The sequence below is a fragment of the Kosakonia beeri genome (assembly GCF_054165705.1).
Genome location: NZ_CM135106.1, coordinates 3,833,563 through 3,859,467 on the forward strand (window position 1 = coordinate 3,833,563; position 25,905 = coordinate 3,859,467).

General features: G+C 54.5%; 27 protein-coding genes. 18 read left to right on the plus strand and 9 right to left on the minus strand.

The annotated features are described in order from the left end of the window. Positions 1 to 629: 629 nt before the first annotated feature. From eat to ACUY4S_RS18195, 8 genes are all read left to right on the plus strand, one after another. Positions 630 to 2,003: an ethanolamine permease gene (gene eat, locus ACUY4S_RS18160; protein WP_458022065.1), complete on the plus strand. Its 1,374-nt coding sequence runs from the start codon at positions 630 to 632 to the stop codon at positions 2,001 to 2,003. Between the two features lie 9 nt (positions 2,004 to 2,012). Then, positions 2,013 to 3,401: an ethanolamine ammonia-lyase subunit EutB gene (locus ACUY4S_RS18165; protein ID WP_312688915.1), complete on the plus strand. Its 1,389-nt coding sequence runs from the start codon at positions 2,013 to 2,015 to the stop codon at positions 3,399 to 3,401. Continuing rightward, complete coding sequence (gene eutC, locus ACUY4S_RS18170) at positions 3,398 to 4,177, plus strand: ethanolamine ammonia-lyase subunit EutC (RefSeq protein WP_458022066.1); 780 nt, start codon at positions 3,398 to 3,400, stop codon at positions 4,175 to 4,177. The genes ACUY4S_RS18165 and eutC overlap by 4 nt, the downstream gene beginning before the upstream one ends. Before the next feature lie 93 nt (positions 4,178 to 4,270). Beyond that, on the plus strand, positions 4,271 to 4,771 hold the full coding sequence (locus ACUY4S_RS18175; RefSeq protein ID WP_312688913.1) for a hypothetical protein: 501 nt from the start codon (positions 4,271 to 4,273) through the stop codon (positions 4,769 to 4,771). Positions 4,772 to 4,781: 10 nt separating this feature from the next. Then, positions 4,782 to 5,234, plus strand: a complete 453-nt coding sequence (locus ACUY4S_RS18180) for a DUF421 domain-containing protein (RefSeq protein WP_312688912.1) — start codon at positions 4,782 to 4,784, stop codon at positions 5,232 to 5,234. Between the two features lie 103 nt (positions 5,235 to 5,337). Then, complete coding sequence (locus tag ACUY4S_RS18185; RefSeq protein WP_312688911.1) at positions 5,338 to 6,297, plus strand: D-2-hydroxyacid dehydrogenase; 960 nt, start codon at positions 5,338 to 5,340, stop codon at positions 6,295 to 6,297. 192 nt (positions 6,298 to 6,489) lie between these two features. Next, positions 6,490 to 7,872: a D-arabinono-1,4-lactone oxidase gene (locus ACUY4S_RS18190; protein WP_458022067.1), complete on the plus strand. Its 1,383-nt coding sequence runs from the start codon at positions 6,490 to 6,492 to the stop codon at positions 7,870 to 7,872. A 5-nt stretch (positions 7,873 to 7,877) separates the two neighbouring features. Further along, positions 7,878 to 8,696: a glycosyltransferase family 8 protein gene (locus ACUY4S_RS18195; RefSeq protein ID WP_458022085.1), complete on the plus strand. Its 819-nt coding sequence runs from the start codon at positions 7,878 to 7,880 to the stop codon at positions 8,694 to 8,696. A gap of 36 nt (positions 8,697 to 8,732) precedes the next feature. On the opposite strand, the gene ACUY4S_RS18200 is transcribed toward ACUY4S_RS18195, so the two are convergent. The 6 genes from ACUY4S_RS18200 to ACUY4S_RS18225 all read right to left on the minus strand — a co-directional run bounded on the left by ACUY4S_RS18200 (position 8,733) and on the right by ACUY4S_RS18225 (position 15,492). Beyond that, positions 8,733 to 9,311, minus strand: coding sequence for a LysR family transcriptional regulator (locus ACUY4S_RS18200; RefSeq protein WP_312688909.1), 579 nt, complete (start codon positions 9,309 to 9,311; stop codon positions 8,733 to 8,735). Between the two features lie 70 nt (positions 9,312 to 9,381). Then, on the minus strand, positions 9,382 to 10,161 hold the full coding sequence (locus ACUY4S_RS18205; RefSeq protein WP_312688908.1) for a heme ABC transporter ATP-binding protein: 780 nt from the start codon (positions 10,159 to 10,161) through the stop codon (positions 9,382 to 9,384). After that, positions 10,154 to 11,149: a FecCD family ABC transporter permease gene (locus ACUY4S_RS18210; RefSeq protein WP_458022068.1), complete on the minus strand. Its 996-nt coding sequence runs from the start codon at positions 11,147 to 11,149 to the stop codon at positions 10,154 to 10,156. The genes ACUY4S_RS18205 and ACUY4S_RS18210 overlap by 8 nt, the downstream gene beginning before the upstream one ends. Further along, a complete protein-coding gene (locus ACUY4S_RS18215) occupies positions 11,149 to 11,967 on the minus strand; it encodes a heme/hemin ABC transporter substrate-binding protein (RefSeq protein WP_458022069.1) in 819 nt (272 codons plus the stop codon). The genes ACUY4S_RS18210 and ACUY4S_RS18215 overlap by 1 nt, the downstream gene beginning before the upstream one ends. Further along, positions 11,964 to 13,016 (minus strand): hemin-degrading factor, encoded by a 1,053-nt coding sequence (locus ACUY4S_RS18220; protein ID WP_458022070.1) that lies wholly within the window; start codon positions 13,014 to 13,016, stop codon positions 11,964 to 11,966. Before ACUY4S_RS18220 ends, ACUY4S_RS18215 begins: the two co-directional genes overlap by 4 nt. Before the next feature lie 109 nt (positions 13,017 to 13,125). Then, positions 13,126 to 15,492, minus strand: a complete 2,367-nt coding sequence (locus ACUY4S_RS18225; protein WP_312688903.1) for a TonB-dependent receptor domain-containing protein — start codon at positions 15,490 to 15,492, stop codon at positions 13,126 to 13,128. 224 nt (positions 15,493 to 15,716) lie between these two features. Between ACUY4S_RS18225 and ACUY4S_RS18230 the strand changes: the two genes are divergently transcribed. After that, positions 15,717 to 15,995, plus strand: a complete 279-nt coding sequence (locus ACUY4S_RS18230; protein WP_312688901.1) for an Rdx family protein — start codon at positions 15,717 to 15,719, stop codon at positions 15,993 to 15,995. A 333-nt stretch (positions 15,996 to 16,328) separates the two neighbouring features. Here ACUY4S_RS18230 and ACUY4S_RS18235 read toward each other — a convergent pair whose 3' ends face one another. Both ACUY4S_RS18235 and ACUY4S_RS18240 read right to left on the minus strand, forming a co-directional pair. After that, on the minus strand, positions 16,329 to 16,565 hold the full coding sequence (locus tag ACUY4S_RS18235) for a hypothetical protein (RefSeq protein ID WP_458022071.1): 237 nt from the start codon (positions 16,563 to 16,565) through the stop codon (positions 16,329 to 16,331). 101 nt (positions 16,566 to 16,666) lie between these two features. Continuing rightward, positions 16,667 to 16,843, minus strand: a complete 177-nt coding sequence (locus tag ACUY4S_RS18240; protein WP_312689132.1) for a con-10 family general stress protein — start codon at positions 16,841 to 16,843, stop codon at positions 16,667 to 16,669. A 366-nt stretch (positions 16,844 to 17,209) separates the two neighbouring features. Here ACUY4S_RS18240 and ACUY4S_RS18245 point away from each other — a divergent pair, with 366 nt between their 5' ends. Further along, positions 17,210 to 17,536, plus strand: a complete 327-nt coding sequence (locus tag ACUY4S_RS18245) for a four-helix bundle copper-binding protein (RefSeq protein WP_312688897.1) — start codon at positions 17,210 to 17,212, stop codon at positions 17,534 to 17,536. Positions 17,537 to 17,598: 62 nt separating this feature from the next. Here ACUY4S_RS18245 and ACUY4S_RS18250 read toward each other — a convergent pair whose 3' ends face one another. Then, positions 17,599 to 18,090 (minus strand): DUF2938 domain-containing protein, encoded by a 492-nt coding sequence (locus ACUY4S_RS18250; RefSeq protein ID WP_458022072.1) that lies wholly within the window; start codon positions 18,088 to 18,090, stop codon positions 17,599 to 17,601. Positions 18,091 to 18,165: 75 nt separating this feature from the next. Here ACUY4S_RS18250 and ACUY4S_RS18255 point away from each other — a divergent pair, with 75 nt between their 5' ends. The 8 genes from ACUY4S_RS18255 (at position 18,166) to ACUY4S_RS18290 (ending at position 25,898) form a co-directional block, all read left to right on the plus strand. After that, positions 18,166 to 18,564 (plus strand): helix-turn-helix domain-containing protein, encoded by a 399-nt coding sequence (locus tag ACUY4S_RS18255; RefSeq protein WP_409429811.1) that lies wholly within the window; start codon positions 18,166 to 18,168, stop codon positions 18,562 to 18,564. A gap of 78 nt (positions 18,565 to 18,642) precedes the next feature. After that, positions 18,643 to 19,149, plus strand: a complete 507-nt coding sequence (locus tag ACUY4S_RS18260) for a hypothetical protein (RefSeq protein WP_312688892.1) — start codon at positions 18,643 to 18,645, stop codon at positions 19,147 to 19,149. Positions 19,150 to 19,362: 213 nt separating this feature from the next. After that, positions 19,363 to 20,007: a metal-binding protein ZinT gene (gene zinT, locus ACUY4S_RS18265; RefSeq protein ID WP_458022073.1), complete on the plus strand. Its 645-nt coding sequence runs from the start codon at positions 19,363 to 19,365 to the stop codon at positions 20,005 to 20,007. A gap of 296 nt (positions 20,008 to 20,303) precedes the next feature. Further along, entirely contained in the window at positions 20,304 to 21,731 is a 1,428-nt protein-coding gene (locus ACUY4S_RS18270; protein ID WP_312688890.1) for a glycoside-pentoside-hexuronide (GPH):cation symporter, read from the plus strand. A 2-nt stretch (positions 21,732 to 21,733) separates the two neighbouring features. Continuing rightward, positions 21,734 to 23,275, plus strand: coding sequence for a glycoside hydrolase family 43 protein (locus ACUY4S_RS18275; protein WP_458022074.1), 1,542 nt, complete (start codon positions 21,734 to 21,736; stop codon positions 23,273 to 23,275). 245 nt (positions 23,276 to 23,520) lie between these two features. Next, complete coding sequence (locus ACUY4S_RS18280) at positions 23,521 to 23,871, plus strand: DUF3592 domain-containing protein (protein ID WP_458022075.1); 351 nt, start codon at positions 23,521 to 23,523, stop codon at positions 23,869 to 23,871. A gap of 66 nt (positions 23,872 to 23,937) precedes the next feature. After that, positions 23,938 to 24,483 (plus strand): hypothetical protein, encoded by a 546-nt coding sequence (locus tag ACUY4S_RS18285; protein WP_312688885.1) that lies wholly within the window; start codon positions 23,938 to 23,940, stop codon positions 24,481 to 24,483. 185 nt (positions 24,484 to 24,668) lie between these two features. Beyond that, on the plus strand, positions 24,669 to 25,898 hold the full coding sequence (locus ACUY4S_RS18290) for an oligosaccharide MFS transporter (RefSeq protein ID WP_312688883.1): 1,230 nt from the start codon (positions 24,669 to 24,671) through the stop codon (positions 25,896 to 25,898). The last annotated feature ends 7 nt before the right edge of the window (positions 25,899 to 25,905 follow it).

Consider the following 25,905-nt stretch of genomic DNA (forward strand, 5'->3'; position numbering starts at 1 on the left):
AAAATTACCCGTGCACCAAACGTAAATTTGCCCGTCGGCTATTAAGTTGCGGATTATGCGTAAAAATGACGTATAAAATAGGACGCCAGGCCATACCCCCTCCTTTATTAAATATAATCCGAAGCGATACTGAATTTTGGGGTACAAAATAAATTGCCTGCCAATTCAGGTCAACCGCTTCCCATGAATTATATTTAACGTCAGGCTCTCGCCTGAATACTCTGCGTATCGGCTCACAAAACCCATTCATTCATATCGTAAAATCAGCATGTTAAGTTAATGTGAAATTATTCTCAAAGAATCGAATCATTAATCTAATTAAAGCTTTTGCTGATGGAAATAACTTAAGAAAATTCGCAATTAATTTCCATTAGCGAACAACAAAATTCCTAAACCCGCTCCGGGTAAATTATTTTTCAAACCCGGTGGAAATAAATTTCACATTAAGCAGCAGGAACCTGATTAGGTGGCGTGCTCACCATCGCGGGGCAGCCGCTGCACCAAAAACACGCCTGCGGCAGCACTATAACGGGTATAAAAAAGTAACCTCATGAATGAAAAGGGTTATTTTTTCTGGCATCCGCTTTGCAGTCTCTCTGCAACGTTATTCAATGGCGAGGCAGAACAGAATGAGTACCACAACACTTAAAAGAACACTGGGCAGCTTCCGTTTGTGGGGCATTGCCGTCGGACTGGTTATCTCAGGGGAGTACTTTGGCTGGAGCTATGGCTGGTCCCAGGCCGGAACAATGGGTTTTTTGATTGTGGCACTTCTTATTGCCGCAATGTATTGCGCTTTTATCTTTAGTTTTACCGAGCTGACCACTGCCATCCCACACGCTGGCGGCCCCTTCGCGTATGCCTACCGTGCATTTGGCCCAACGGGCGGGTTTATTGCGGGCTTTGCCACATTGATAGAGTTTGTTTTTGCCCCGCCGGCTATCGCCATGGCGATTGGCGCCTATCTGAATGTGCAGTTCCCATCGCTGGATCCCAAATGGGTCGCCTGTGGCGCGTACATTATTTTTATGGCACTCAATATTCTTGGTGTCGGCATTGCCGCCACCTTTGAGTTAGTGGTTACCTTGCTGGCCATTTTCGAACTGCTGGTGTTTATGGGCGTGGTCGCGCCGGGCTTTTCGTGGGGCAACTTCACCGCCCATGGCTGGGCAGGCGCGGAGAGCTTTAGCGGCCTTGCGCTGCCAGGGATGTTTGCCGCCATTCCGTTCGCCATCTGGTTTTTCCTCGCCATTGAAGGCGCGTCGATGGCAGCGGAAGAAGCCAAGGATCCGCAACGGACAATTCCGCGCGCACTGGGCGGCGGCATTCTGACCCTGACGGTACTGGCGGTGGGAGTTATGATTTTTGCTGGCGGTGTGGGCGACTGGCGTGCGTTGTCCAATATTAACGATCCGTTGCCGCAGGCTATGAAAGTCGTCGTTGGCAATAGCAGCGGCTGGCTGCATATGCTGGTGTGGCTGGGACTGTTTGGCCTGGTGGCGTCGTTTCACGGCATCATAATGGGTTACTCACGGCAAATTTATTCGCTGGCGCGCGCCGGTTATCTGCCAGCAAGCCTGGCAAACCTGAACCGCAAAACCCGCACGCCGCATCTGGCGATCCTGGCCGGTGGCGTGGTGGGTATCGCGGCGATTTTTTCCGACTCGTTAATTACCATCAGCGGCATGCCACTGACGGCCTGCATTGTGACGATGTCGGTTTTTGGCGCTATCGTAATGTATATCATCTCGATGGCGGCCTTGTTCAGATTGCGCCGCAGCGAGCCGGAACTGGCGCGCCCGTTTAAAGCGCCGCTGTTCCCGTATGCGCCCGCCTTCGCCTTAGGCATGGCCGTGCTCTGCCTGGTGGCAATGGTCTGGTACAACACCCTGCTGGCGCTGATCTTTGCCATCATGATGCTCGGCGGTTATTTGTGGTTCCGTAAAACGGCGCACGCCCGCGAACGCGCCAGCCTGGACCCGCAACTGCGCGCGATTTCCTGAGGAGGGTCAATGTATAAAACCACTCTGGCGCACCGGAGTTACACGTTCGCCAGTCTCAAAGACGTCATGGCAAAAGCCTCCCCGGCGCGCTCCGGGGATGTGCTGGCCGGAGTTGCCGCACAGTCGGCAGAGGAGCGAATGGCGGCAAAAATCGCCCTTGCGGATGTGCCGCTACGCGATATTCTCACCAACCCGTTGATCCCCTACGAGGAGGATGAAGTCACGCGTCTTGTCATTGATACCCACGACGCCGCCGCCTTCACGCTGATTGCACATTTGACGGTGGGCGAGTTTCGCGACTGGCTACTGGCAGACAGCACCGACACGGCAATGCTGAGCCATGTTGCCCGCGCCATCACGCCGGAAATGGCCGCTGCGGTCAGCAAGTTAATGCGCAACCAGGATCTGATCCTCGTCGCCAGCAAGTGCAGCGTAATTACCCGCTTTCGTAATACCATTGGCCTGCCTGGCCACCTGAGTGTGCGTTTACAACCTAACCACCCCACCGACGATGTGAAAGGCATTGCCGCCAGCATGCTTGATGGTCTGTTGTATGGTGCGGGCGATGCGGTTGTCGGCATCAACCCCGCCAGCGACAGCCTGCCGGTGCTGGAAAAACTCAACCATATGATGGCAGACATTATCGATCGTTTTGCCATTCCAACGCAGTCCTGCGTACTGACCCATGTCACCAACACCGTGCAACTTATTGAACGCGGCGCGCCCGTCGATCTGGTGTTCCAGTCGGTTGCGGGTACCGAAGCGGCGAACAGCGGTTTTGGTATTAACCTTGCGCTGTTGCAGGAGGCCCATGAGGCGGCGTTAAGCCTGCAACGCGGTACGCTGGGCAACAACGTCATGTATTTTGAAACGGGCCAGGGCAGTTGCCTCTCCGCCAATGCGCACCACGGTGTCGATCAACAAACCTGCGAGGCGCGCGCCTATGCCGTTGCGCGCCACTTCAACCCGTTGCTGGTCAACACGGTGGTCGGCTTTATCGGCCCGGAATACCTGTATGACGGCAAACAGATCATCCGCGCCGGGCTGGAAGATCACTTCTGCGGCAAGCTGATGGGTCTGCCGATTGGCTGCGACGTTTGCTACACCAACCACGCCGAAGCCGATCAGGATGATATGGATACCCTGCTTACTTTGCTGTGCACCGCCGGGCTCACTTTCCTGATCGGCGTGCCGGGCGCAGACGACATTATGCTCAATTACCAGAGCACCTCTTTCCACGATGCGCTATATGCCCGCCGCCTGCTGGGGCTTAAGCATGCGCCGGAGTTCGCGCAGTGGCTGACCCGCATGCAAATTATCGATGCCCACGGCCAGTTGCGCCTGACCGGTGCCAACCACCCGCTGTTAACCGCCTTGCCACAAGGAGCACACGTATGACCGCGCCCGATGCCTGGACACTGCTGCGCGAATTCACCGATGCCCGCATTGCGCTCGGGCGCTGCGGCGCAAGTCTGCCCACGCAGGAGGTGCTCAACTTCGGGCTGGCGCATGCACAGGCCCGCGATGCCATTCACCAGCCTTTTGACAGTGAAACGCTGGCGCGGCAACTCCATACACTGGGGTTGAAGACGCTGGAGGCGCACAGTGCCGCGGCAGACCGCCACACCTACCTGAACCGCCCGGACCTGGGACGCGTACTCAGCGAAGAGAGCAGGAAAGCGCTGGTAGCCAGCCGCACTGCGCCGCACGACTTACTGCTGGTGATTGGTGACGGTTTGTCCTCCCATGCCGTCCACCGCCAGTCGACGGGGCTGATCAGCGCCCTGCTACCCTACCTGCACACGCTGGGTATTTCTCCTGGGCCGATTGTGCTGGCGCATCAGTCGCGCGTCGCGCTGGGTGATGACATTGGTGAAACGCTGGGCAGTAAAGCCGTGGCGATCCTGATTGGCGAGCGGCCTGGCTTGTCCTCACCGGATAGCCTGGGCGTCTATCTCACCTGGCAACCAACGCGTAAACGCATTGAATCCGAGCGCAATTGCATCTCTAACATTCGCCCGGAAGGCCTGAACTATGAGGCTGCCGCCTTCAAACTGGCGTGGCTGCTGGAGCAGGCCTTTTTGCGCCGCCTGACTGGCGTTCAGTTAAAAGACGAAAGCGACAACCCGGCCCTACACGGGCGCGTCACGCCCCGCATTGCCCCCCGCTTCTGAGCCATCAATCGCGCTTCCTCCGGAGGTGAAGCGCCCTTTCTTTTACGCTCGTCTACACTTTTATCGGTGTGGTGGCGAACCCGTGGAGGAGAGATGGCGCCGAAAACACAGCAACCTTATCCCGTGGCCGATAGCCCCTTCTGGCTGCATGTTGAAACACGCGTGCAAAAGTGGGGAGCACTCCTGTTGGGGGGGATTGTCATCGCTGCATTATGTGGTTTCTTTTCACAAGGCTGGCTGAGTGACCGAACCGTTACCAGCGCCGATAACACGCTCAGCGTGCACTACGATCGTTATGGCCGTTTGATGAGCGATAATGACATGCGGCTCACCGCTAACGCCGGCAGCAGTCAGGTGGTATTTACGCTCGGCGGGGATTTCATGCAGGATGTTGAAATCCGTACGCTGCACCCTCAGCCGCAGAAAATGTACAGCCAGGACGGTCAACTGTTCCTCGAATATACCCGCCCCGATGCCCAACGCCCGTTGACCGTGTGGCTGGGTTTAACCCCTCAGGCCATGGGGACCAGCACACAACGTTTCTCACTCAATGGCGCCCCGGCAATCACCGTAGAGCAATTTATCTGGCCCTGAGGAGAGAAGAATGGACATGGTGTTGCGCGCTGTCGCGATCTATCTGGTGTTGATGGTGGTGTTTAAAATTGCCGGCCGCCGCGCCCTGCTGCAAATGACCTCGTTTGACTTGATTTTACTGCTCATCATCAGCGAGGCCACACAGCAAGCGCTGCTGGGCAATGACTTTTCTGTTACTGGCGCAGCACTCACCATTATCACGCTGGTGGTGGTCGATATCCTCTTTGGCACGGTGAAAAAGTACATCAAAGGCGCCGAGAATTTGATAGATGGCACGCCAGTGGTACTGGTGGAAAACGGAGAACTGATCGTCAGTAAAATGCGTGAAGCGGACATTACGCGTGACGATATTATGGTATCCGCCCGTAACAATCAGGGCATTGTTGACCTGGCGCAGATAAAATTCGCCATCCTGGAGCGTAACGGCCATATCTCTATCATTCCCAAAGAGGGCGCATCATAACGCACAGGCACAGCCCCCTTCATCGTATTTAAGAAAGTCCTTATCACGCGGCTATATATCGACTACGTTGATGGCCAGTTGATAAAAAACACAGGGATAACAGATGAAAATTATTGTGTTAGATGGAGGGGTATTGAACCCAGGCGATCTCGCCTGGCATGCGCTTGAGCAACTGGGAGATGTCACAGTCTACGACAGTTGCAACACTGAGCAGGTCGCCGAACGCCTTGCCGGTGCGGATATTGCCATCACCAACAAAGTGGTGCTCGACGACACCCTCTTCAGCCAGTGCCCGGCGTTAAAAATGATTGCCGTCACCGCCACCGGTTATAACGTGGTGGACATTGCCGCCGCCAGGGCGCGCGGAATTGTCGTATCGAACGTGCCCACTTACGGCACCGCGACCGTCGCACAGTTCACCACAGCGTTAATGCTGGAGTTGTGCAACCGAGTCGGCGAACACGATGCCGATGTCCATGCCGGCGGATGGACGCAGCGCAACACCTGGTGTTACTGGCTGAAACCGATGATCGAAGTGGCAGGCAAGCGCGTTGGCATTATTGGCTATGGCCGTATCGGCCAGGCATTCGGCGCGGTGGCGCAAGCGCTGGGTATGGAAGTGCTGGCCTGTTCCGCACGTTCACGCAGCGACGAAGTGCGCGGGGATGTACGCTTCGTTGACCTCGATACGCTGTACGCCGAAGCAGACGTCATCAGCCTGCACTGCCCACTGACGTCAGAAACCAAAGGCATGATTAACAGTGCCGCGCTGCAAAAGATGAAACCCACCGCTCTGCTGCTGAACGCCTCACGCGGGGAGCTGGTAAATGAAGCGGACCTGGCCGCCGCCCTGAACGAAGGACGCATTGCGGGAGCCGCCGTCGATGTGCTGTCGAAAGAGCCTGCGCAGGCAGATAACCCGCTACTGTCGGCGAAAAATTGCCTTATTACCCCGCATATGGCGTGGGCCTCGGTCGAGGCGCGCGGGCGCATTCTGTCAACCACGATCGATAACGTTAAAGCCTTTCTCGACGGCCAGCCGCAAAACCGGGTTGATCAGTAATACCTTGACCCCACACGCCGTAGAGGTGGGGTCCCTTCTGCCTATGGCAAAGAAAAGCGCTTCTGCACAGGCGATGCCACTCGCCTCTGTTAACCCGATGAGAACTATTGTGAAAATGCCGGGTTCACGCCATACCTTTTCCTGATGGGCTACGCTTGGTTTACAGAGTAAAAACAGAGCGAGGAGCCGCCAATGACCAGCACGCACGCCCTTTTCCCCCGTCGCCAGCCTCAGCAAGACGCCGGGGATCCGCATCTGCTTAACTGGGCAAAAAACGCCACGCTTGCTGCGACCTGTGCGGTAGTGACGCCAGAAAATGAAGCGCAACTGCAGGCCGCGATCCGGGCATGTGGTGGCAAAGTGCGAGTGATGGGCAGCCGCATGTCGCCCGGTAGAATGCTGGCGCTCAGCCATGAGGACGATATTCTGATCGACCTTTCCTGTCTGCGCGGCGCGCTCGCCGTAACCGAAGAGAGCGTGACCTTCGCCGCTGGAACGCCGCTGCATGAAGTGTTTGAGATCCTCACCGCGCTTAACCGTATGTTGCATGCGTCACCCGGTGTGATAGATGCACAAACCCTCGCTGGCGCCATCTCCACCGGAACACATGGCCAGGGGATGCAACAAAGTTCGCTGGCGGACGAAGTGCTGAGCATCCGGCTGATCGATGCCGGCGGCACTATCCACGACATCCCCCGTCAGCACCGATGGTTTGCCGCGGCGCAACTGGGACTGGGCACATTGGGTGCCATCAGCGCGGTAACGCTGCGTACCCGCCCGGCTGCGCTGTTTACCTGTTTTAAAAACGCCAGCAGCGCAGACAATCTGGCACACGATTTGGTGACGTGGAATGAGCAATGGGCGTTCAGCAAGGCATGGTGGTTCCCCGATGAGAATAAAGTCCATACCTGGAACGCCCGCGAAGCGCGTGATGATGAGCAGGCGCAATGGCGCCAGAATCGCGGTGAGCTGGTCGAGTTTGACGAAACCGACACACAGATGAATGCCACGGTGGAGAAAACATTGCAGCACATGCAAGACGATACCCACATTGTGGATGAGAACGGCAAACCGTTTCGCACCGTTACCCGGTTTAAAGATTTCTCCGACGTGACTGGCGATATCTATCAGATCTTTTGTCGGGGTATCGCTACGCCGCAAATCAATATTGAAATCGCGATCCCGATGGATCGCGCACCTGCGGTTATTGCCCGTCTGAAAAAATGGCACACCCAGGCGCACCCGCATATGCATTACCCCATCATCCTGCGCTGCACCGGACCTTCCAGCGCCTGGCTCAGCCCGGCCTATCATCAGGCCACCTGTTTTTTTGGCTTTGTGGTCTATTACGCTGAAGACGGCTCGCTGTCGGATGAGGGGCTGGCCTTTCTACGCGCCGCCGAAAAGCGCCTGGCGGAAGAAGGCGGTAAGCCGCACTGGGGGAAATATTTCGATCCTCAGTTGTATGACTGGCCAGCGCTCTACCCACAGTGGGCGGAGTTCCAGGCCATCCGCCGCCAGCTCGATCCGCAGGGGAAATTCCTTAACGCATTTATGACGGAGCTGATGGCATGAGTCCGATGTATGCGTGGGTTACGTTGCTGACACAGTCGGCTTATTTGCCGGGTATTGAGGCGTTACACCGTTCGCTGCGCGCCAGCGGTTCACCATGGCCGCTGGTAGTGATGGTGACGGCGGCCATTGATGAGCCCAGCCGCCAGCAACTACAGCAAGCGGGTTGCCGCGTGGTGAAGGTGCCGGATATCGGCCCCGATCCGGCGCTGGCACACCATTATGCTAATGCCCGTTTTGCCGAGATCTGGAGCAAACTGGCAGTGTGGACACTGACCGATTACCAGCGCGTGGCGTTTCTTGATGCCGATATGCTGGTGGTGAAAAATATGGATGAGGTTTTTACGCTGCCTTTACCAGAAGGAGCTATCGCCGCCTGTCATGCCTGCCGCTGCAACCCGAATAAGATAGCCAGCTACCCGGCAAGCTGGCAACCGGAAAACTGCTACTACAGCTGGTGTGACGATCCGCAAATGCATGGGCACCCTCCCGCCTCGCTGGACAATTACCTGAATGGCGGCTTTCTGGTTCTCACGCCAGATAACACCGTCTATCAGCAAATGATGCAGCAGCTGGCAGCAAAAGAAGATATCTCGGACTGGGCATTTGCCGAGCAGGATTTTCTCAATGCGTTTTTTCGCGACCGCTGGGTGCCGCTGCACTATGGCTATAACGCCCTAAAAACGCTGCCGTTACAGCACCCGAAAATATGGGATTTCGGGCGGGTAAAAAATATTCATTACATTATTGATAAGCCGTGGGAAAAACGCCCGCAGCGGGGAGATCAAGGGTATGAACTTCATCGATTGTGGTGGCAATACCGCTGATCCGCCAGTGAGCGGGGCGCTTGAATACTACGAGGCCTACAGCGGCTCAACGGAACGGGCAGACAACAGCCAGTCACGGAAGTGCTGACATACGGGTTGCTGCAGGGTGGTTTTGTCGTAGACCAGCCAGCGCCCGTCCGGGAGCGGATGCGACACCCAACCCGGCGTCTCCGGCGCCTGCTCATAGACGGCGAAATCAATCTCTTCTTCATTAAGATCCACGACCCGCCGCGTTGCGTTGATCAGCACCTCTGCCCCCGGTCTGGCGTGTTCAAACTCCGCCAGCCGGGGAAGCAAATGCAAAATGGCAAACTCAGCAGGGCAACTGAACGTGACCCGCTCTACTGTCGCATCGTCAAGAAGCCGCTGCGTGGCCTGCGAGATCTGCCGGAAGGCAGGCTGCACTACGCGCAAATAACTCACGCCTTCCGGCGTTAACGCCAGAAAGCGCGGGCTGCGGGTAAACAGTCGCACATTGACTGCGTTTTCCAGCCGGGTGATTTGCTGGCTGACCGCACTGGCGGTAATGCCCAGCGCTTCTGCTGCCTCTTTCATACTTTTATAACGCGCCACAGCTTCAAAACAGATCAGCGCCTGCATCGGTGGTAGGGGCATCACACATCTCCGCATCAGTGAGTCACACTACACTGTAGCAAAGCCAGGCAAATCCCCGTTGCTGCGTGGGTCAGACCGAAAGAAATACCTGCACAGCGTCGACAGACGGGTGCGGCGCCACACACACCTGCGCGCCGTACCACTGCGCGATAATTTCCGGGCGGATCACTGACGCAGGCGCGCCCTGCACCACCAGTTTGCCGTTGTGCAACAGCAAAACCCGATCGGCCCACAGCGCGGCAAGATTAAGATCGTGCAGCACCGCGCACACATGCAATTTTCCGCTGTGGGTCAGCTGTTTAAGCAAACGCAGCAACTGCTGTTGATGATAAAGATCCAGCGCTGAGGTGGGCTCATCGAGGAACAGCCAGCCTTGCGGGGCATCCTCATGCCACAACTGCGCCAGGCTACGCGCCAGTTGAACCCGCTGCTGCTCCCCGCCAGACAAAGTACGGTAGCGCCGCCGGCGTAGTGCATCGCACCCGGTTAGCGCAATGACCTGGTCTACAATCTCCCCTTCACGTTCAGGCCCCCAGGGGGCCCGCCCCATTGCGACAATGGCTTCAACCGGCCAGTCAAAACCCAGTTGCGTGTTTTGCAGCATCACTGCCCGGCGGCGCGACAGCGCCTGCGGCGTCCACTGCGCGAGAGGGCGAGCGGCTAACAGGCACTCGCCATGATCGGCCGCAAGATACCCCGTGAGCAGACGCAGCAGTGTCGACTTGCCCGCGCCGTTCGGGCCAATCAGCGCGACCCGTTCCCCGCCGCCAAGCGTCAGTGAGACGTTGTCGATGAGCGGACGCGTTCCTGCTTTCAGGTGTAGGTTAACTGCGGTCAGGTACTCATCCATGCGCGGCGCCCCTCTGGCGGAAAATCAAGCCTAAAAACCACGGCGCGCCGAGCAGACTGGTTAACAATCCAACCGGCATTTCGGCGGGGGCAACCACGGTTCGCGCCACGGTATCGGCAATCAACAGCAGACCAGCGCCCACGAGAAAAGATGCCGGTACCAGCGCGCGGTGATCCGCACCCAGCCACATGCGCATCAGGTGGGGCACCACCAGGCCGACAAAACTGATAATGCCGCTGATCGCCACAGCCGTTGCCACCAGCAGCGCACTGCACGCTAATAAGCGCCGCTGAAGTGCCGGGACGTTAACGCCCAGGTAGTGTGCCTCTTCATGGCCCAGTTGCAGCAAATTAAGCGACGACGCCACACGCCAGATCAGCAACGAAGCGGGCAGGATCAGGCTGGCGGCGACCACCAGCGTTGGCCACTCGACTTGCCCCAGACTGCCCATTCCCCATTGTGAAAGCTGGCGTAACTGCGTGTCATTGCTGATCCATGCAAGTAGCCCTACTCCGGCGTTGCAAAGCGCGTTGATGGCGATCCCCACCAGCAGCAGTCGTGATAGCCCGCGATCCCCCGCCTGGCTGAGCAGAAAAATCACCACCATCACCGCCAGGCTACCTATAAACGCCGCCAGCATGGGCGCATAAAGTGCAACCAGCGCAGGCACCGACAGCGGCAACACCAGCCAGCAGGCCACCATTAATGACGCGCCGCCGCTGATACCCAACAACCCCGGATCGGCCAGCGGGTTACGAAACAACCCTTGCATGACACACCCGGAGAGCGCCAGCGCAGCGCCCACCAGCACACCCAGCAGGACGCGCGGCAGGCGAATGGTCAGCCAAATCTGCCGCAATCCTTCATGTCCGGCCGTCCACAGGCTGGCAAACGGCAGCCGCATCGCCCCTTGCGTGGTCGCCAACAATATCAGCCCTAACAACAGCAAGAGCAGCCCCCACAAAGCACGGTATACGCCACGGCTCATCAGGGGTGTTGCTCCGCGTTACGGCGTAATTCCAGTAGCGCCTGCGGCGTGCGCAGGCTGAAGCCAAGTAGCGCCATATCATCGATCACCAGCCGTTGCTTGTTACGCCCGGCGGGCGTTTCCGCCAGCCCAGGCAACCGCCACAGGTTTTCTTCCCCCCCCATACTGCGCAAACCGTCGGCAGAGATCACCACCAGATGCGGCTGACTGGCAATCACCCCTTCCTGGGACATAGCACGATAGTGATCAAAGCCCTGCATGGCATTGTGTAAGCCCGCCGCGCGAATAGCGCCATCGGCTGCGGTCTGCTGCCCGGCCACCAGGGTGCCCATACCGCCGTGGCTGAGAATAAACAGCACCCGTTTATTGATGGGCGTTGTCGGCAACGCGGCGATCTCCGCCGCCAGCTTTTTACGCAGCGCTTCGCCCGCTTCCTGCTGCCCAATGGCCCCGGCAATCACCGCCACTTTCTTGTCGATGTCTGCCAGCGTGTAACCGCCCGGTACCGACACCACCCGGACATGGTTTTGCTGGATGTTTTGCAACACCCGTGACGGCTGCGCCTGCGCGCTTGCCAGTACCACCGTTGGGCGCAGTGAGAGAATACCTTCCGCGTTCATTTGCCGAAGGTAGCCCACATCGGGCAAGGTTTTCACGGCGGCAGGCCAGGTGCTGGTGCTGTCCCGCCCGACCAGTTGCGCTTGTGCACCCAGTCCATAGACGATTTCGGTAACATCGCCGCCAAGGGCAACAATTTTCTCTGCCGCTGCGCTGGCCACCAGCGGTAGCAGAGCCAGCAGTATCAGAAATTTTCTCATGCGGCTTTTCCTTTGTTGGCCAGCGCGTCTGTTTGCATCCGCCACTGTTGTTGCTCCGCATCACCTTCACTGCGTTGACCGTACAGTTGGGCGATTTGGCTGCCGTCCGCGGCAAATAACTCCAGGCTGGTGACATAGCCATCGGCGGTAGGTTTGCGCGTGATCCAGCTTTCATGGATCGCCGCCTGGCGCAGGTGCAGAGTGAACTGTTGATTGAAGATGTTGATCCAACCCTGCATCGGCTTCAGCGTCTCTATCACGCCGGTAAAGATCTGCACGCAGCCGCGGTTGCCGACGAAGATCATGATTTCGTTGCCGTCTTGCAGGACGGTGTCCAGCAAGCGCGGCAACGCGTCATTACTGACGAGACAGGCCAGGTCGTCGCCCACCAGGCGAAATGCCTGCTGGCGCGAAAGGCGGAAGGTCTTTAACAAGCCAAAGAACTGGTGTACATCGGTCATGGCGCGCCATGCCTGATCGACCTCGCGGGCATCGGCAGACGGTGCGTGCTGTTGCACGGGGGCTGCCAGCAGTGTGAGCGGCAGATCCGACGCATTGCGAAAGCGAGCAATCAGCGCCTCCCATGCAGCGCTATCGGTGTTCGCGGTGGTGTAAACCTTCAGCAGCGCGTCACCCTGATGGTCAAAAAATTGAATGCTCTGGCGTTCACCGCGCGGGCTCTGTTCGCGCAGGTAAAAGGCACTGGCCCACTGCTGCATAAAAAGACGTAAGTCGAGCGCCCGTGGGTTGAGTACCAGTCCGGCATGTTCACCAAGGTGTTGATGAGTAAAACGACCGATTTGTTCATGAACCGCCCAGTCATTGCGACAGAGGCTTTTGATCTCACCCACAGACTCCAGCGCCGCGATAATCCCCGCCATGTCGCTTGTCAGGCGTATCGCATCATGTCCAAGACGGGCATGGGTCAGTTCCGCTTCGCTCAACCCCATCTCACTGGCGATATCGCGGGCATATTTCGCTGGTTGCTGCGTTTTGATGGTCTGGTATTGATGCCAGATTTCGGCGACATTTTTTGACGATGCAAGCATGTTTATTTCCTTTAACGGTGTCTTCCCCGGCAGCGATACCGGGGAGAAAGAATGAATTTAACCGCGCCGCATTCGGCCGGTGACGGGCCGAACGAAAGCGCATGTCGCCTTAGAAATCGACGTTCACACCCAGTTGCCATGTCCGGCCCGGCATCACCGCCAGCGCCTGGTCATAGGCATTCTGGTTAGTGGACGTTTCCTGCGTCCGGCTGTTCAGATAATCCCAGTATTTGCGGTCGGTGATGTTATAGACGCCGCCGTTAATTTTGACGTGTTTCGCCACCTGCCAGTAGGCACTCCAGTCCAGCACACCGTAGCCCGGCACCCGCATATATTCCGTGTTGCTGTTACCGAGGGCGCCGCCAGTATTGAGATAAGACTGGCGATTGGTCGCGGTGGCGCGTTTGCCTTTAACAAAGGTGGCGGTCAGCGCGGTGCCGTAACGTTTTGCCGGATCATCCCAGCCGACGCCCACGATCGCTTTCATTGGCGCGACGCTGTCGAGATCAACGTATTTGTCGCCGGAATAACTCGATTTAGACTTGCCCTGGGTATAGCCATATGCCAGCGTGGCGCTCAGTCCGTTCAGCTCGTCGACCCAGCGACCAATGTTAAATTTCGCGCTGATCTCCCCGCCATAAATAAAGGCTTTATCGCGGTTTTCCGCCTGGTAAGTGGTGTAGATGTTCGACGGAACGTGGGTGAATTTGTCGGGGTTAGCCGAACGGGTGTATCGGGTATAAGCAATGAAGTTTTTATAGCTGTTGTAGAACAGCGCGGTACGCAGTGTCACGCCCGCGGCAACGTCGCCTTTCATGCCCCATTCAACATTGTTACTGGTTTCGGTTTTCAAATCGGTGTTGCCGATCAATGCATACTGCCCGCGTCCCGCATAGCTGGAGCCCAGGTTCCATGAGCCATACAGCTGGCTGGCATTCGGGAACTCTGCGCCACGTTTATATTGCAGGTACGTCATCAGGCGCGGCGTGATGTCATACTGGAACGTTAACGACGGCAGAAGCTGGGTATCGCTGTTTTTACCGTACAATGTCGACACCGAGGACTCCGTCAGCACGCTGCTGTTGGTCGTCAGGCTGGAGAGGTTATCCGGCCTGGTTGACTGGTAAACGACGCGCGCGCCGGGAATGATGGCAAAAGCGTGACCGTCAGCGTCGAAATTGATCTGATCCTGGACAAAACCGCCCAGCGTATAGCTGCTGCTGTCGGCTTCGGGCTGCATGATCACACTGAAAGTACTGGGTACAGGTGACTGGTTAAACGGGCGCTGGGTTTTGCTGGTGCTGGCATTGAAACCGGCACTCAGATCGTGGCGGCCAAGGCTTTTTGCCAGTGCCGTCTGCATGCCCCAGGTGTCGGTGTCATAGTTGGAGTAAACCGTCTCCATTGTGGCAGTGGTGCTGTCCGGCATCCAGGTGCGGTCATGTGCTTCTGTATGCTGATAGAAGAGCCTGGTGGACAGGCTGTCCAGCCAGTCGTTCATCGGCGTCCAGTCATCTTTCAGGCTCACGCCCCAGCGGCGGGTCTGGCTGGTCTGCTGTGCCTCGCCCAGAATCGCATTACCGCTGCTGTCCCAACTGTCGTAATGGGTGTGGTTGGTTTTGTGGTAATAGTCCAGCGTAGCGCTCAGTTTGTGCGCCTCATTAGGCTGCCAGATGCCGGACGCCAGCATCGCGTCGGAGTGCCAGTTGGCCGGGTAGGCGTCGTGGGTGCCGCTGTTGTTGCGGGTCTGCTGACCATCGCGGCGGCTGTAGACAAAAATTCCCCGCAGGGTATCGTCCCCTGCTGCGCCCGTCACGCCATTATGCCAGCTGCGATCGGCGGAGTCGTAATCGCTCTGGTAGCCAAAATAACTATCCTTACCCTGATGCAGAAAATCATCGGCGGATTTCGGTTTAAACGAGACGTTACCGCCAATCGAGGTATTGGCGTTATCTGTTGCGGTGGCGCCGGACTGAATGTCGACAGCCCCGTACATGTAAGGATCGATATAGTCGCGGCCAATGCCAAACGTGTTCAGGCCAGAACGACTGACATAACTGCGGCCAGTGGCGTCTGGCTGTGGAATGCCGTCAACGTCAATCCCGACACGGTTGCTTTCCAGCCCGCGAATGTTATAGCCGGTGTAACCCCCCCGATCGAAACCGCTTTTGCCGTTACCAGAACCGCCGCTGGAGCCGGTCGCGCTGATCAACGGTTCGTACCGCATAACAGAGCCGAAGTCTTTGGCGCCTTTGTTTTGCAAATCCTGGGCGCTGACAGCGTGGTGGCTGCCCGCCTTTAATACCGGTGCGGGCGCGGTGACGACCATCTCTTCAGCATTATCCTGAAGGCTGGTTGTGACGGTGGTTGAACCTGCCTCTGCCGCACAGGCGGAGGTGTGATACAGCGCTGCGAGTAATGAAGTCACCAGCATGCTTTTGCTAAAGCGAGGCCGGGAAAGTTGCGATTGAGACATATTTTGCAAGCCTATGAGTTATTAGTATCAGGCTCACCGCTTACTTCCAGTCAGGCGCGGGATTGTGCCGTGTCCGCACCAGACACTGAAGGCCAATCCTCATCGTTATCGGCCAGATAGTAATGATAATAATTATCACTTGCAACAAATTCATAGCAACTTCATATTCCCGACGCACTTTGCTTACAATAAAGACTCTGACAGGCACGCCGACGGTGAAAAAAATGACCAAACCCGCCATTACTCTGCATTACTGCTCACAATGCAACTGGATGCTGCGCGCCAGCTGGATGGCGCAGGAGTTGCTGCATACCTTTAGCACCGATCTGGGTGCTGTCACGCTCGTGCCGGGCACAGGCGGGATATTTGTGATTGATATTGAGGGTGAGGTGATCTGGGACCGCAAGCGGGATGGTGGTTTTCCGGATGCCGCCGAACTTAAACGCCGGGTACGTGATTACTGTTTCCCGGAGAAGCCGCTGGGACATGTAGAAAAAGCGTAAACAGGCAGTAGCAGGGCAAACCATCATGCCTGTTTTGCCACAACAAAAAGGTCGCCGCAGCGACCTTTTTGTTACTTCTTCACCGGTTGCGGCTGTTTTTCACCCGACTCCGGCGCATGGTGTGGATCATCTTTTTCACTTTTCAGCACGGTACCCTCCCTCTCGCCACTCATGTTCTGACTATAGATAAGCGGAAAGAAAAAAAGCCAGGCGGCAGGCGAAAAAAACAGCGCTGAAAACACTATTTTGCTGTTTATTCGGGAATTTTTTTAACGTCTGTGTGAACGTGGTTGCGATAAAATAAACGGAGCAACGACCAAAAAATAATGAACGTTATTTCTGTTTTGCATCGTCGGGGGTGATGTTACGAATTGCCATGCTGTGAATCAGGCGTTTTTGATAAGGGGCGAGAGGTAAATTAACGTCTTCAGATGTATCAATAATTATTCGGGTATGTTTTACGCTACATGATGCTTCAGTGATAATAAAATTGGTAATTTCTACTATTTCCGTATCATCGTCATCATTATTATTTTCATTTTTTTGTCTCATGAGTTCCTCAGTCGACATGATAACATGCCATTTAAAACGAGCCGTCTCCGGCTCGCCTGTTATTAAGACAGCGAAAATTTATTGTCTTAATAAAGTCATATAACTGCAAAGCGCAGCGGTTATTTTTTGCCGCCGCTGTGGCTGTTCTGTCCGCCTTTTTTACCGGCTTCGGATGCACGCTCAGGGTCATTTTTAAAGTTGCCGCCACTGTTCTGGCCGCCTTTGCGTCCTGCTTCGGATGCTTTTTCACGATCTTCTGCGAAATTACCTGAACCGCCTCTATGTTGTTCTGCCATGGTATATCTCCACTTCTCATTATCGACATAATCGGTACGCATATTTCGTTGGCATATCGATCGCGTTAGAGCTTTAAGTCTGGTTGTTTATGAGAATAAGTCAAAGTATAAGCGCCAAATAAATAAAATAAATTGCATAGGGAATGCAACTTACTCATTAACAACGAATAACTGCGCCATATTTCTTTTTATTACCACCCGTAAAAAATTAAAAAAAAGCACAGACAAAAAAGGAGATGTATCTTCTTTATTTTACATGAAACCACTGAATTATCACAGGACGATTAAATTAATACCGCCTGAAAAGTGGCTAAGTGGGATATTTTGTGCACACTTGAATGACACACAAAAAATGTGGAGATAATTATGCATTCCGAACATCAACAATGTGTCGAAACCTGCTACCAGTGCGCTGCGGCTTGTGAACATTGCGCCATTTCCTGCTTGCAAGAAGAAGATGTGCAGACGATGCAAGCCTGTATCCGGCTGGATATGCAGTGCGCCGCCATTTGCCGGGTGACCGGGCAATTCATGGCGCTGGAAAGCGAACATTTAGCCTCTATTAGCCGCATCTGCATTGATATCTGCCGTGCCTGCGCCGAAGAGTGCAGTCGTTACCAACATGAACACTGTCAGCACTGCGCGCAAATCTGCCGCCGCTGCGCCGATGCGTGCCTGCAAATGGCCGCATGATGGATCCCTCAGGCTTATCTCTGGCCTGAGGGTTTCACCTGAGTGTCCTGCTGGGTGCTGCTTCATACGACTCGCGCTATTACCCAGGCAGACAGATATAGCCCGCCGCCATATATCAGATGTGTTAAGACACTGAGCAACCTGGCCCGACCAGGGCGCGGTGTTTTTGCCGCCGCAATGCCAAAACCAAAAGCCGGTTGCATCACCATAAACGGGGCGAACAGGCTTATTATCCCGGCCAGCAGTGCAGGGTATAGCGTCGGTTGCCAGTACCAGTCGCGCCCGGCCAGGCAGAACGGAAGAAACGCAAAAATAGTGCCCGTAAGGTAGTGCATGCCCCAACCTACGCCTTTTTCGCCACTGCACGCGGGCGTCTGCCCTATCGTTTGATGGTAAAATCGCCCGCTGGGCATCCATAAGATCCAACGCCCTACCAGCGCATAATCCAGCGAAGGGATCGCCAGTACATGGCGCTGAAACAGCGACCACACATCCATGCATAGTGTTGCGCCCAACCCCGTGATGAGCAGCCGAATAATCAGGTCTGTGTCCATGCGTTGTGCCTTCTTTACCTTGTCAGTGATAAGCTTGCCAACAGTGTGCAACGTGAAGTGAGGTTTAAGTCAACAATGAAAGAGCTGGATATTGGCGAAGTGGCAGAGCGCGCCGGTATTGCGCCCTCAACCCTGCGCTTCTACGAGAAAAAAGGGTTGATTTGCCCCCTCGGCCGCCACGGTCTGAGAAGGCAATACCGGGAGGACGTCCTCAACCAGTTACAGCTGATAGCCCTCGGTCAGGCAGCCGGATTCACGCTGGATGAGATGGCACAGATGTTTGACCCCCGAGGAAAAGTAACGCTGGATCCGAAGAAAATAGTTAGCCGGGCGCAGGAGATAGACCACACCATCCGTAAACTCCGTCTGCTCAGTCGCGGTCTGAAACACATTGCTGGCTGTAGCGCCCCTGAACACAGCCAGTGCCCGGAATTTCAGAAAATCGTCGCCCGCGGATTGTTCCTCACCCGTTAATCCCTACCTGAAATAAGAGTTCATTTCTGTGCCGTTGCGCCTATCCTGAGTGGACAAAAAACGATAACGAGGAACGGAATGATGAAAAAAATGGTCATCTTGCTACCCGCCCTGCTGGCAGGGTGCACGGTAAGCGATGCGGAAATGCGCCAACGCTATGCCACTCACTACGCCCAGCCAGCAGAGTATGTGCGCGTTTATCAACAAAAAATCCAGACCATGAGTGTTGAAGAGCTGGCGGTACATGGCGCAGAAGCGGATAAAACGCGTATGGGCGGGCAAAAACGGATGAAAATCGGTGAATATCTCTATGTTGAAGATGTGCACCCGCAGGGAAATCGCGTGGTTTTCGACTACTCCCTGACGCCAGACTGGTTTAAACAGTCCAGCACAGCGCAGCTTGAACGTCAGCACAAGATGCAAAAAGATCTGATCTACCGTACCTGTTCGCTGGAAACGGTCAAACTGGCGCAGCAAAAAGGGCTGGAAGAGGAACACAATTATTACGCCCAGTACCCGCAAAAAATTGCTTTTACCCTGCGCACCAGCCGACAGATCTGCCTTCAAAACGGTTTCCCGCGTTAATTCGCAAGCTGTACTCTCTTAGGCCAGCGCCTGATTCAGGCCGTTGGCCGTGGGCTTCCCCATGCCCAGCACGTTCTTCCTGGCGCGCTATCGTCTTGCACCTTTCGTCTTTCACACACTAAACGACAGGCGTCACCCTTTCGCGTGGGTAGCATTTAGTTTTGTTATATTATAACATTTCAATTTGTCACAAACGATAAACAGGGATTACCGATGATCATGAAGAAACAAGCGTTTTTACTCGGCATGAGTGTGTTGCTTGGCAGCGCACAGAGCATGGCGCACGACCACCATCACGGCAAGCCGCTAACAGAAGTGGAGCGCAAAGCCAGTGAAGGCGTTTTCGATAATAAAGATGTAAAAGACCGGACGCTGGCCGACTGGGAGGGCATATGGCAGTCGCTCTACCCTTATTTGCAGGACGGTTCGCTCGATCCGGTGCTGGAGAAAAAAGCCAGACAGGGTGACAAAACCGTGGAAGAGTATCGGGCCTATTACAAAAAAGGCTACGCCACAAACGTCGACATGATCGGTATTGAAAATAACGTGATGGAATTCCACGTGGGGGACAGCGTCAGCAGCTGCCGCTATGACTATGCAGGCTATAAAATCCTCACCTACAGCTCAGGTAAAAAAGGCGTGCGTTACCTTTTCGAATGTAAAGAGAGCCAGTCCAACGCGCCGAAATATGTGCAGTTCAGCGATCATATTATTGCCCCGCGGCAATCACAGCACTTCCATATTTTTATGGGCAATACGTCTCAGGAGGCATTGTTAAAAGAGATGGACAACTGGCCGACCTATTATCCGTACAATATGAATAAAGAGCAGATTGTCGAAGAGATGTTACACCACTAATCTCGCTGCGTCGGGCGGCAATCTGTGCCGCCTGGCGCATGAATCACGCGATAGCGTGTTTAAGCATTTTGCAGTGGGTGGGAAATAACCGCCATATCAGCCCTTTCTAAAGACCATTTATTCCTCTGACAACCCTTTTATTAATCATTCCCCACCGACACCGTGACTCATTATTGAGATAAGCCTCACATTAGCAAAAAAACATAAACCTAAAATCAAAATTTACAAGTGGTATACCTGAAAACAAAAGATAGCATACAAGTTATTCCAATATGCATGACAACTACGAGGCAATTATGTCTGTTTACACTCGTCTGAGTACGATGGAGAAGCTTAGTTTTGGCATGGGTGACGCCGCTTGCGGTATTGTTTTCTCCTCTGTGACCATGTTTCTGACCTATTTCTATACCGATATTTACGGGCTGGACGCCGCTGCGGTCGGCGTAATGTTTCTGGTTACCCGCGTTCTTGATGCGGTTGTGGACCCGGTCACCGGCATGATTGCCGACCGCATTAAAACCAAATATGGACATTTCCGTCCGTGGCTTATCTGGTTTGCCGTGCCGTATGCGGTGATGGCGGTACTGACTTTTACTACACCCGATTTTGGCCATACCGGTAAATTAATTTACGCCTACCTGACTTATACCGGACTGATGCTGGCCTACACCTTTATTAATATTCCCTACTGCGCGTTGGGCGGGGTCATTACAGATAATGATAAAGACAGGCTTTCAGCGCAGTCATGGCGTTTTACATTATCTTCGTTGTCCGGGCTGTTGGTTTCAGTCGGTACGCTAAGCCTGGTGGAGTGGTTCGGTAAAGAAAATAAACAGTTCGGCTATCAGGCTACAATGGCGGTAATGGGCACCATCGCTATAGTGATGTTAATATTGTGCTTCGTGAATACTAAAGAGCGCATTACCCCAGTCGTTGATAGTCACTCATCGATAAAAGCGGATTTAAAAAATCTCTGGCAAAACGACCAGTGGCGGATCGTCGCAATTATTACGTTCTTTTCCAGTATGGCCAGCGTAATGCGCAGTTCCGCAACGCTCTATTACGCCACGTATCTGATGACCGGCGGCAGTAGCGCCGGGAATACCACCATGAAAACCGCTTTTATTACGACGATGGTGGTGGGGACAATTTTTGGCGCAATGGGTGCCGGTTATTTCTCGCAGCGCTATAAATCATTATTTATGTTCCGCACCATTAATTTGTTGTTGGTTTTTGCCGGAGTAATGATGTTTTTTATTCCGCCTACGCTATTGAGCATTATCTTTCCGGTCTATTTTCTGATCGGCTTTTTACACCAAATGTACCAGCCTTTTAAGTGGAACATGATGGCCAACGCCGCCGATTACGGTGAGTGGAAAACCGGTCGGCGTATTACCGGCCTGTCGTTCTCCGGCAACCTTTTTATGCTCAAGCTGGGCATGGCGGTGGCTGGCGCAATGGTCGGCTTTTCATTAAACGGGTTTGGCTACCAGGCTGGATCGGCCACGCAAAGCACTGCGGCGATCACCGGTATCGTCAGCCTGCTGACAATCGGCCCGTCGTTGTCATACCTGATCCTTTATGCGCTCTCCTTCTTCTATAAACTGGATGATGATCTGATGCGTAAAATCCATGATGAGATCGACGCCAAAACCAGCCGCGTTGCCGCGCAACCCACAGGGGACGTATCCGGTGCTGCATTGATTACCGAAGAGGCGAAATAGTCATGGATATGGTATGGCAAGCAGACAATCGCGACGGCACGTATCGCAACCCGGTGATCCACGCTGACTATTCCGATCCGGATGTGATCTGTGTCGAGGGCCAGTACTACATGGTGGCGTCCAGTTTTAACCATCTTCCCGGCCTGCCGTTGCTCGTTTCCGCCGATATGGTGAACTGGAAAATTATTAATCACGTGCTGCCCGAGCTGCCTGGTGAGCATTACAACAAGGTGCTGCCCGGCAAAGGCGTGTGGGCCCCCTCATTGCGCTACCACGATGGATTTTTCTGGGTCTTTTTCAGTATGCCGGACGAAGGCATCTTTATGAGCAAGGCTGAAAACCCCAGCGGCGAGTGGTCGAAAGCGCACTGCCTGCATGCGGTGAAAGGCTGGATCGATCCCTGCCCACTCTGGGATGACGACGGGCGGGCGTGGCTGGTGCATGCCTTTGCCTACAGCCGGGCGAATATCAAACACAAATTGCAGCTCTGCGAAATGTCCCCGGATGGACAACAATTGCTGGATGCAGGGCGGATCATTTTCGATGGCACGCGCTCTCACCCCACGATCGAAGGCCCCAAATTTTATAAGCGCAATGGCGAGTACTACATCTTTGCCCCGGCAGGCGGTGTGGAAACAGGCTGGCAAACAGTGTTGCGCAGCCAGCATGTCACCGGACCTTATCAGGCCAGAAACGTTCTGCACCAGGGAAGCACCCCAATCAATGGCCCACACCAGGGCGGCTGGGTGGAGTCCCCGGAAGGGGAAGGCTGGTTTATACATTTTCAGGACAAGAGCCTGTACGGCCGCATTACCCATCTGCAACCCCTGGTCTGGGACGAAGAAGGCTGGCCGCATATCGGCGCGCAGGATGCACACGCAGACTGTGGCGAACCGGTGCTGCGCAGCAGTAAGCGCTCCGGCAGCGCACAACGTGCGTATTGCGAACCGCAAACCTCCGATAACTTTGTCGGCGGCAAACCGGGCTTACAGTGGCAGTGGCCCGCCAACCCGCAAGCGGGCTGGATAGTGCCCGGCAATAACGGCCTGACGCTGGCCTGTTACCCGATGGGTGCGCATTCGTTGTACGACACGCCGCAACTGCTCCTGCAAAAATTCCCCGCACCTGCCTTTACTGTGGAAACGGAGGTGCAGGCCCGCTTTCGTCATGAGACGGATGAAGCGGGACTGGTTATCTACGGAGAGCGCTTTGCCGCAATCGCACTGGCTTACCAGAACGGGCAATACGGGTTAAAAAGCACCACCGGCTGGAACAGCGATAAAGGGATGGTCGAGGCCGATTCGGTGTTCATTCCTGTTGCTATCACAGCGCCGACCCTGCTGTTTCGTGTCCGCGTCGATCGGGATGGGATTTGCACTTTTGCATGGTCGCAGAGCGGGGGACGCTGGCAGGATATTAGCCCCACGTTTGCTGCTGCGGCTGGAAAATGGATCGGCGCGAAAGTGGGGATTTACGCCCTGTCATCAACAGATAATGTGGAAAAAGGAGACGCGCATTTTCGTTATTTCGACGTTCGCGCGTAACGGCATTGCACAGGCGGCCTTACCCGCCGCCCCTTTCCGGGCGTACAGCGCATGCTGTACGCTTTTCTGTACCGCCAGCGCGCAATCGTGATGGCGATTTCGTGACAGAAAATACCAAAACCGGCGAGCGTTTCATCTGGGTGAGGCGGCCAACACCATGCAGCCTGAAGCATCCGGATTAATATTGAGATATGAAAATGACGGCTTATAATTCCCGGCAATTTATGGATGATTAGGGAACGACCATGTCATTTGACTCCCCCTGGTTTACGGTTTTGCTTATTACGCTGATCGTGCTGGCGCTGGTGGTTTATTGCTACCACACTGGCGCGGTTTACGATAAGTACAAAAAGAACGGCATCCGCACGGAAGCAAACATTGTCAGCAAAGAAAAAATTGGCGCGTCGGGTACCGGTAATACCAAATTCCGCGTGGTGGTTAGCTTCAGTACCGCCAACGGAAGCGTGACCGCAACGACGAAACGTTACTTCACCCCGGAAGATCTCATCAAGGTGATGCGTAACAATACCGTGGTACTTTATTACCTGCCTGAAGATCCGCAGAAGGTACTGCTCATGCCTAACGAGATGGTGTAACGCCTGTCTCCTCCCTGCCATTGTGCGCCGATGCACTGCCTGCCCGTAGAAGTAAGGACCAGAATAATGAAGTCTGTGGGTATTACGCTCTTCAAGTTTTTCGCTTTTTTTATCCTGTTTTTAGCCATCATGTGGGCAGCACCGTTTGAACAACAGGTTTTTGACGCGGTTTCCCGCCACCTGACGTTTGATGACGCCGTGCGTCTCTCGGCGTGGATGGACGGCGAACCGGCACCGGAAGCGATGGAGTCGGTAGTGACCGATGCGTATGGCTTTCTGGTACTGGCGGTCAGTGTCATCCTCTTTAGTCTGTTCACCAGCGGCCTCACTCGCTGGCGCAGCGCGCAGCGGTTTAACGCGATAAATTTCTTCCTGTTATGGGCAGTGGCATGCATCCGACGGGCAAGCAAGCTGCTGACGTTTATTGTGTTAATGTCGCTCCTCTTTCACATCGTGCCCTATGATCGCCTTACCGATACCCACTCGCCGGAGCTGGAACATCCTGTTCTGGCAGCCATATTGCTGTTTCATCTTCTGCTCACCACCGCGTTCTACTGGCTGGTTAAAGGGGTATTTAAAAAAGGCTGCGCCCGCGTTTTTACGGCGCGCTGAAAGCCCCCTCGCGTAACGGTAGCGCACCGGGCTACCCGCAGGCGGAACGTGAGCCACTTCACAGCCGTTTGTGGATAGCAGATTTTTACTGGTCGATAGCGAGAGTTTTATGACTCTCCCCTCCCTGAAAAGGTAATTTGCTGAGGACAAATCCTGTACTCAGGTTCCGATAAGGTGAGGGCATCATGATAGATTCAAATAAAAACTATTATATGAGCTGTCTGTTTTTTCTCTTTTTCTTTATAGGCTGGGGATGTTGTTATCCCTACCTCTCATTATGGCTAACAGAAACGATTGGTATTAATTACGGCGACGTTGGGCTGGTTTATTCCTTTACCGCCGTGGTAGCAGTTTGCATCCAGCCGCTGTTTGGTTTTATTTCCGATAAATTAATTTACCGTAAAAACCTGATGTGGATGCTGGCGATTATTATCACGTTATTCGCACCGTACTGGATCTATATCTTTGCGCCTTTACTGAAAATAAACGTCGTGCTTGGCGCGTTAGCGGGCGGCATCTATATTGGCATGGCTTACGGCGCTGGCTGTGGTGTCTGTGAAGCTTATATTGATAAAGTCAGCCGTGCTTCAGGTTTTGAATTTGGTCGCGCCAGAATGTTTGGTGGCATCGGAGCAGCGATAGGCACCTTTGCCGCCGGGAAATTATACGGCATCGATCAAAACCTGATTTTCTGGACCGCCAGCGGCGCAGGGGTGTGTTTACTCTTTACCGTCTGGAAAACGCAGGTCAGGACCGCCGCGCCAGAGGCACACCACCGGACCAGCACACCGGTGACGCTGGCGGACGCCACCGCCTTGTTAAAATTGAAAAAGTTTTGGTTCTTCGCCCTTTATATGATTGGCGTTGGCGCGGTCTATGAAACCTACGATCAGCAGTTTGCCATTTACTATAGCCATTTTTTTGAAAGCAAAGCGCATGGCGCTGAGGCATTCGGATATTTAACCACCGGGCAGATTTTCCTGGATGCCGTCGTGATGTTTTTTGCTCCATGGTTTGTGAATAAAATCGGCCCGAAAAATGCCCTGCTGTACTGCGGGTTAATTATGAGCCTGCGCATTATCGGTTCTGCGTGGGCTGTGGGGCCAATATCCATCAGCCTGATTAAATTGTTGCATGGTTTTGAAAGCTCAATCCTGCTGGTGGCCGCGCTGAAATACATTACCGCTAATTTTAACCCGCTACTTTCAGCCACCGTTTATCTTATTGGCTTCCAGTTTTCTAAAAGCTTCAGTTCAATATTCCTGTCAACGGGTATTGGTCATATGTATCAAAAACTAGGCTTTGCCGACAGTTATATGGTGCTGGGGTGTATTGCCCTGTTATTTACTCTGGCTTCGTTTATTACCCTCGACAAAGCGCGAACGTTTAACGCCGTTCCTGCAACGTCAATTTGATACCGGG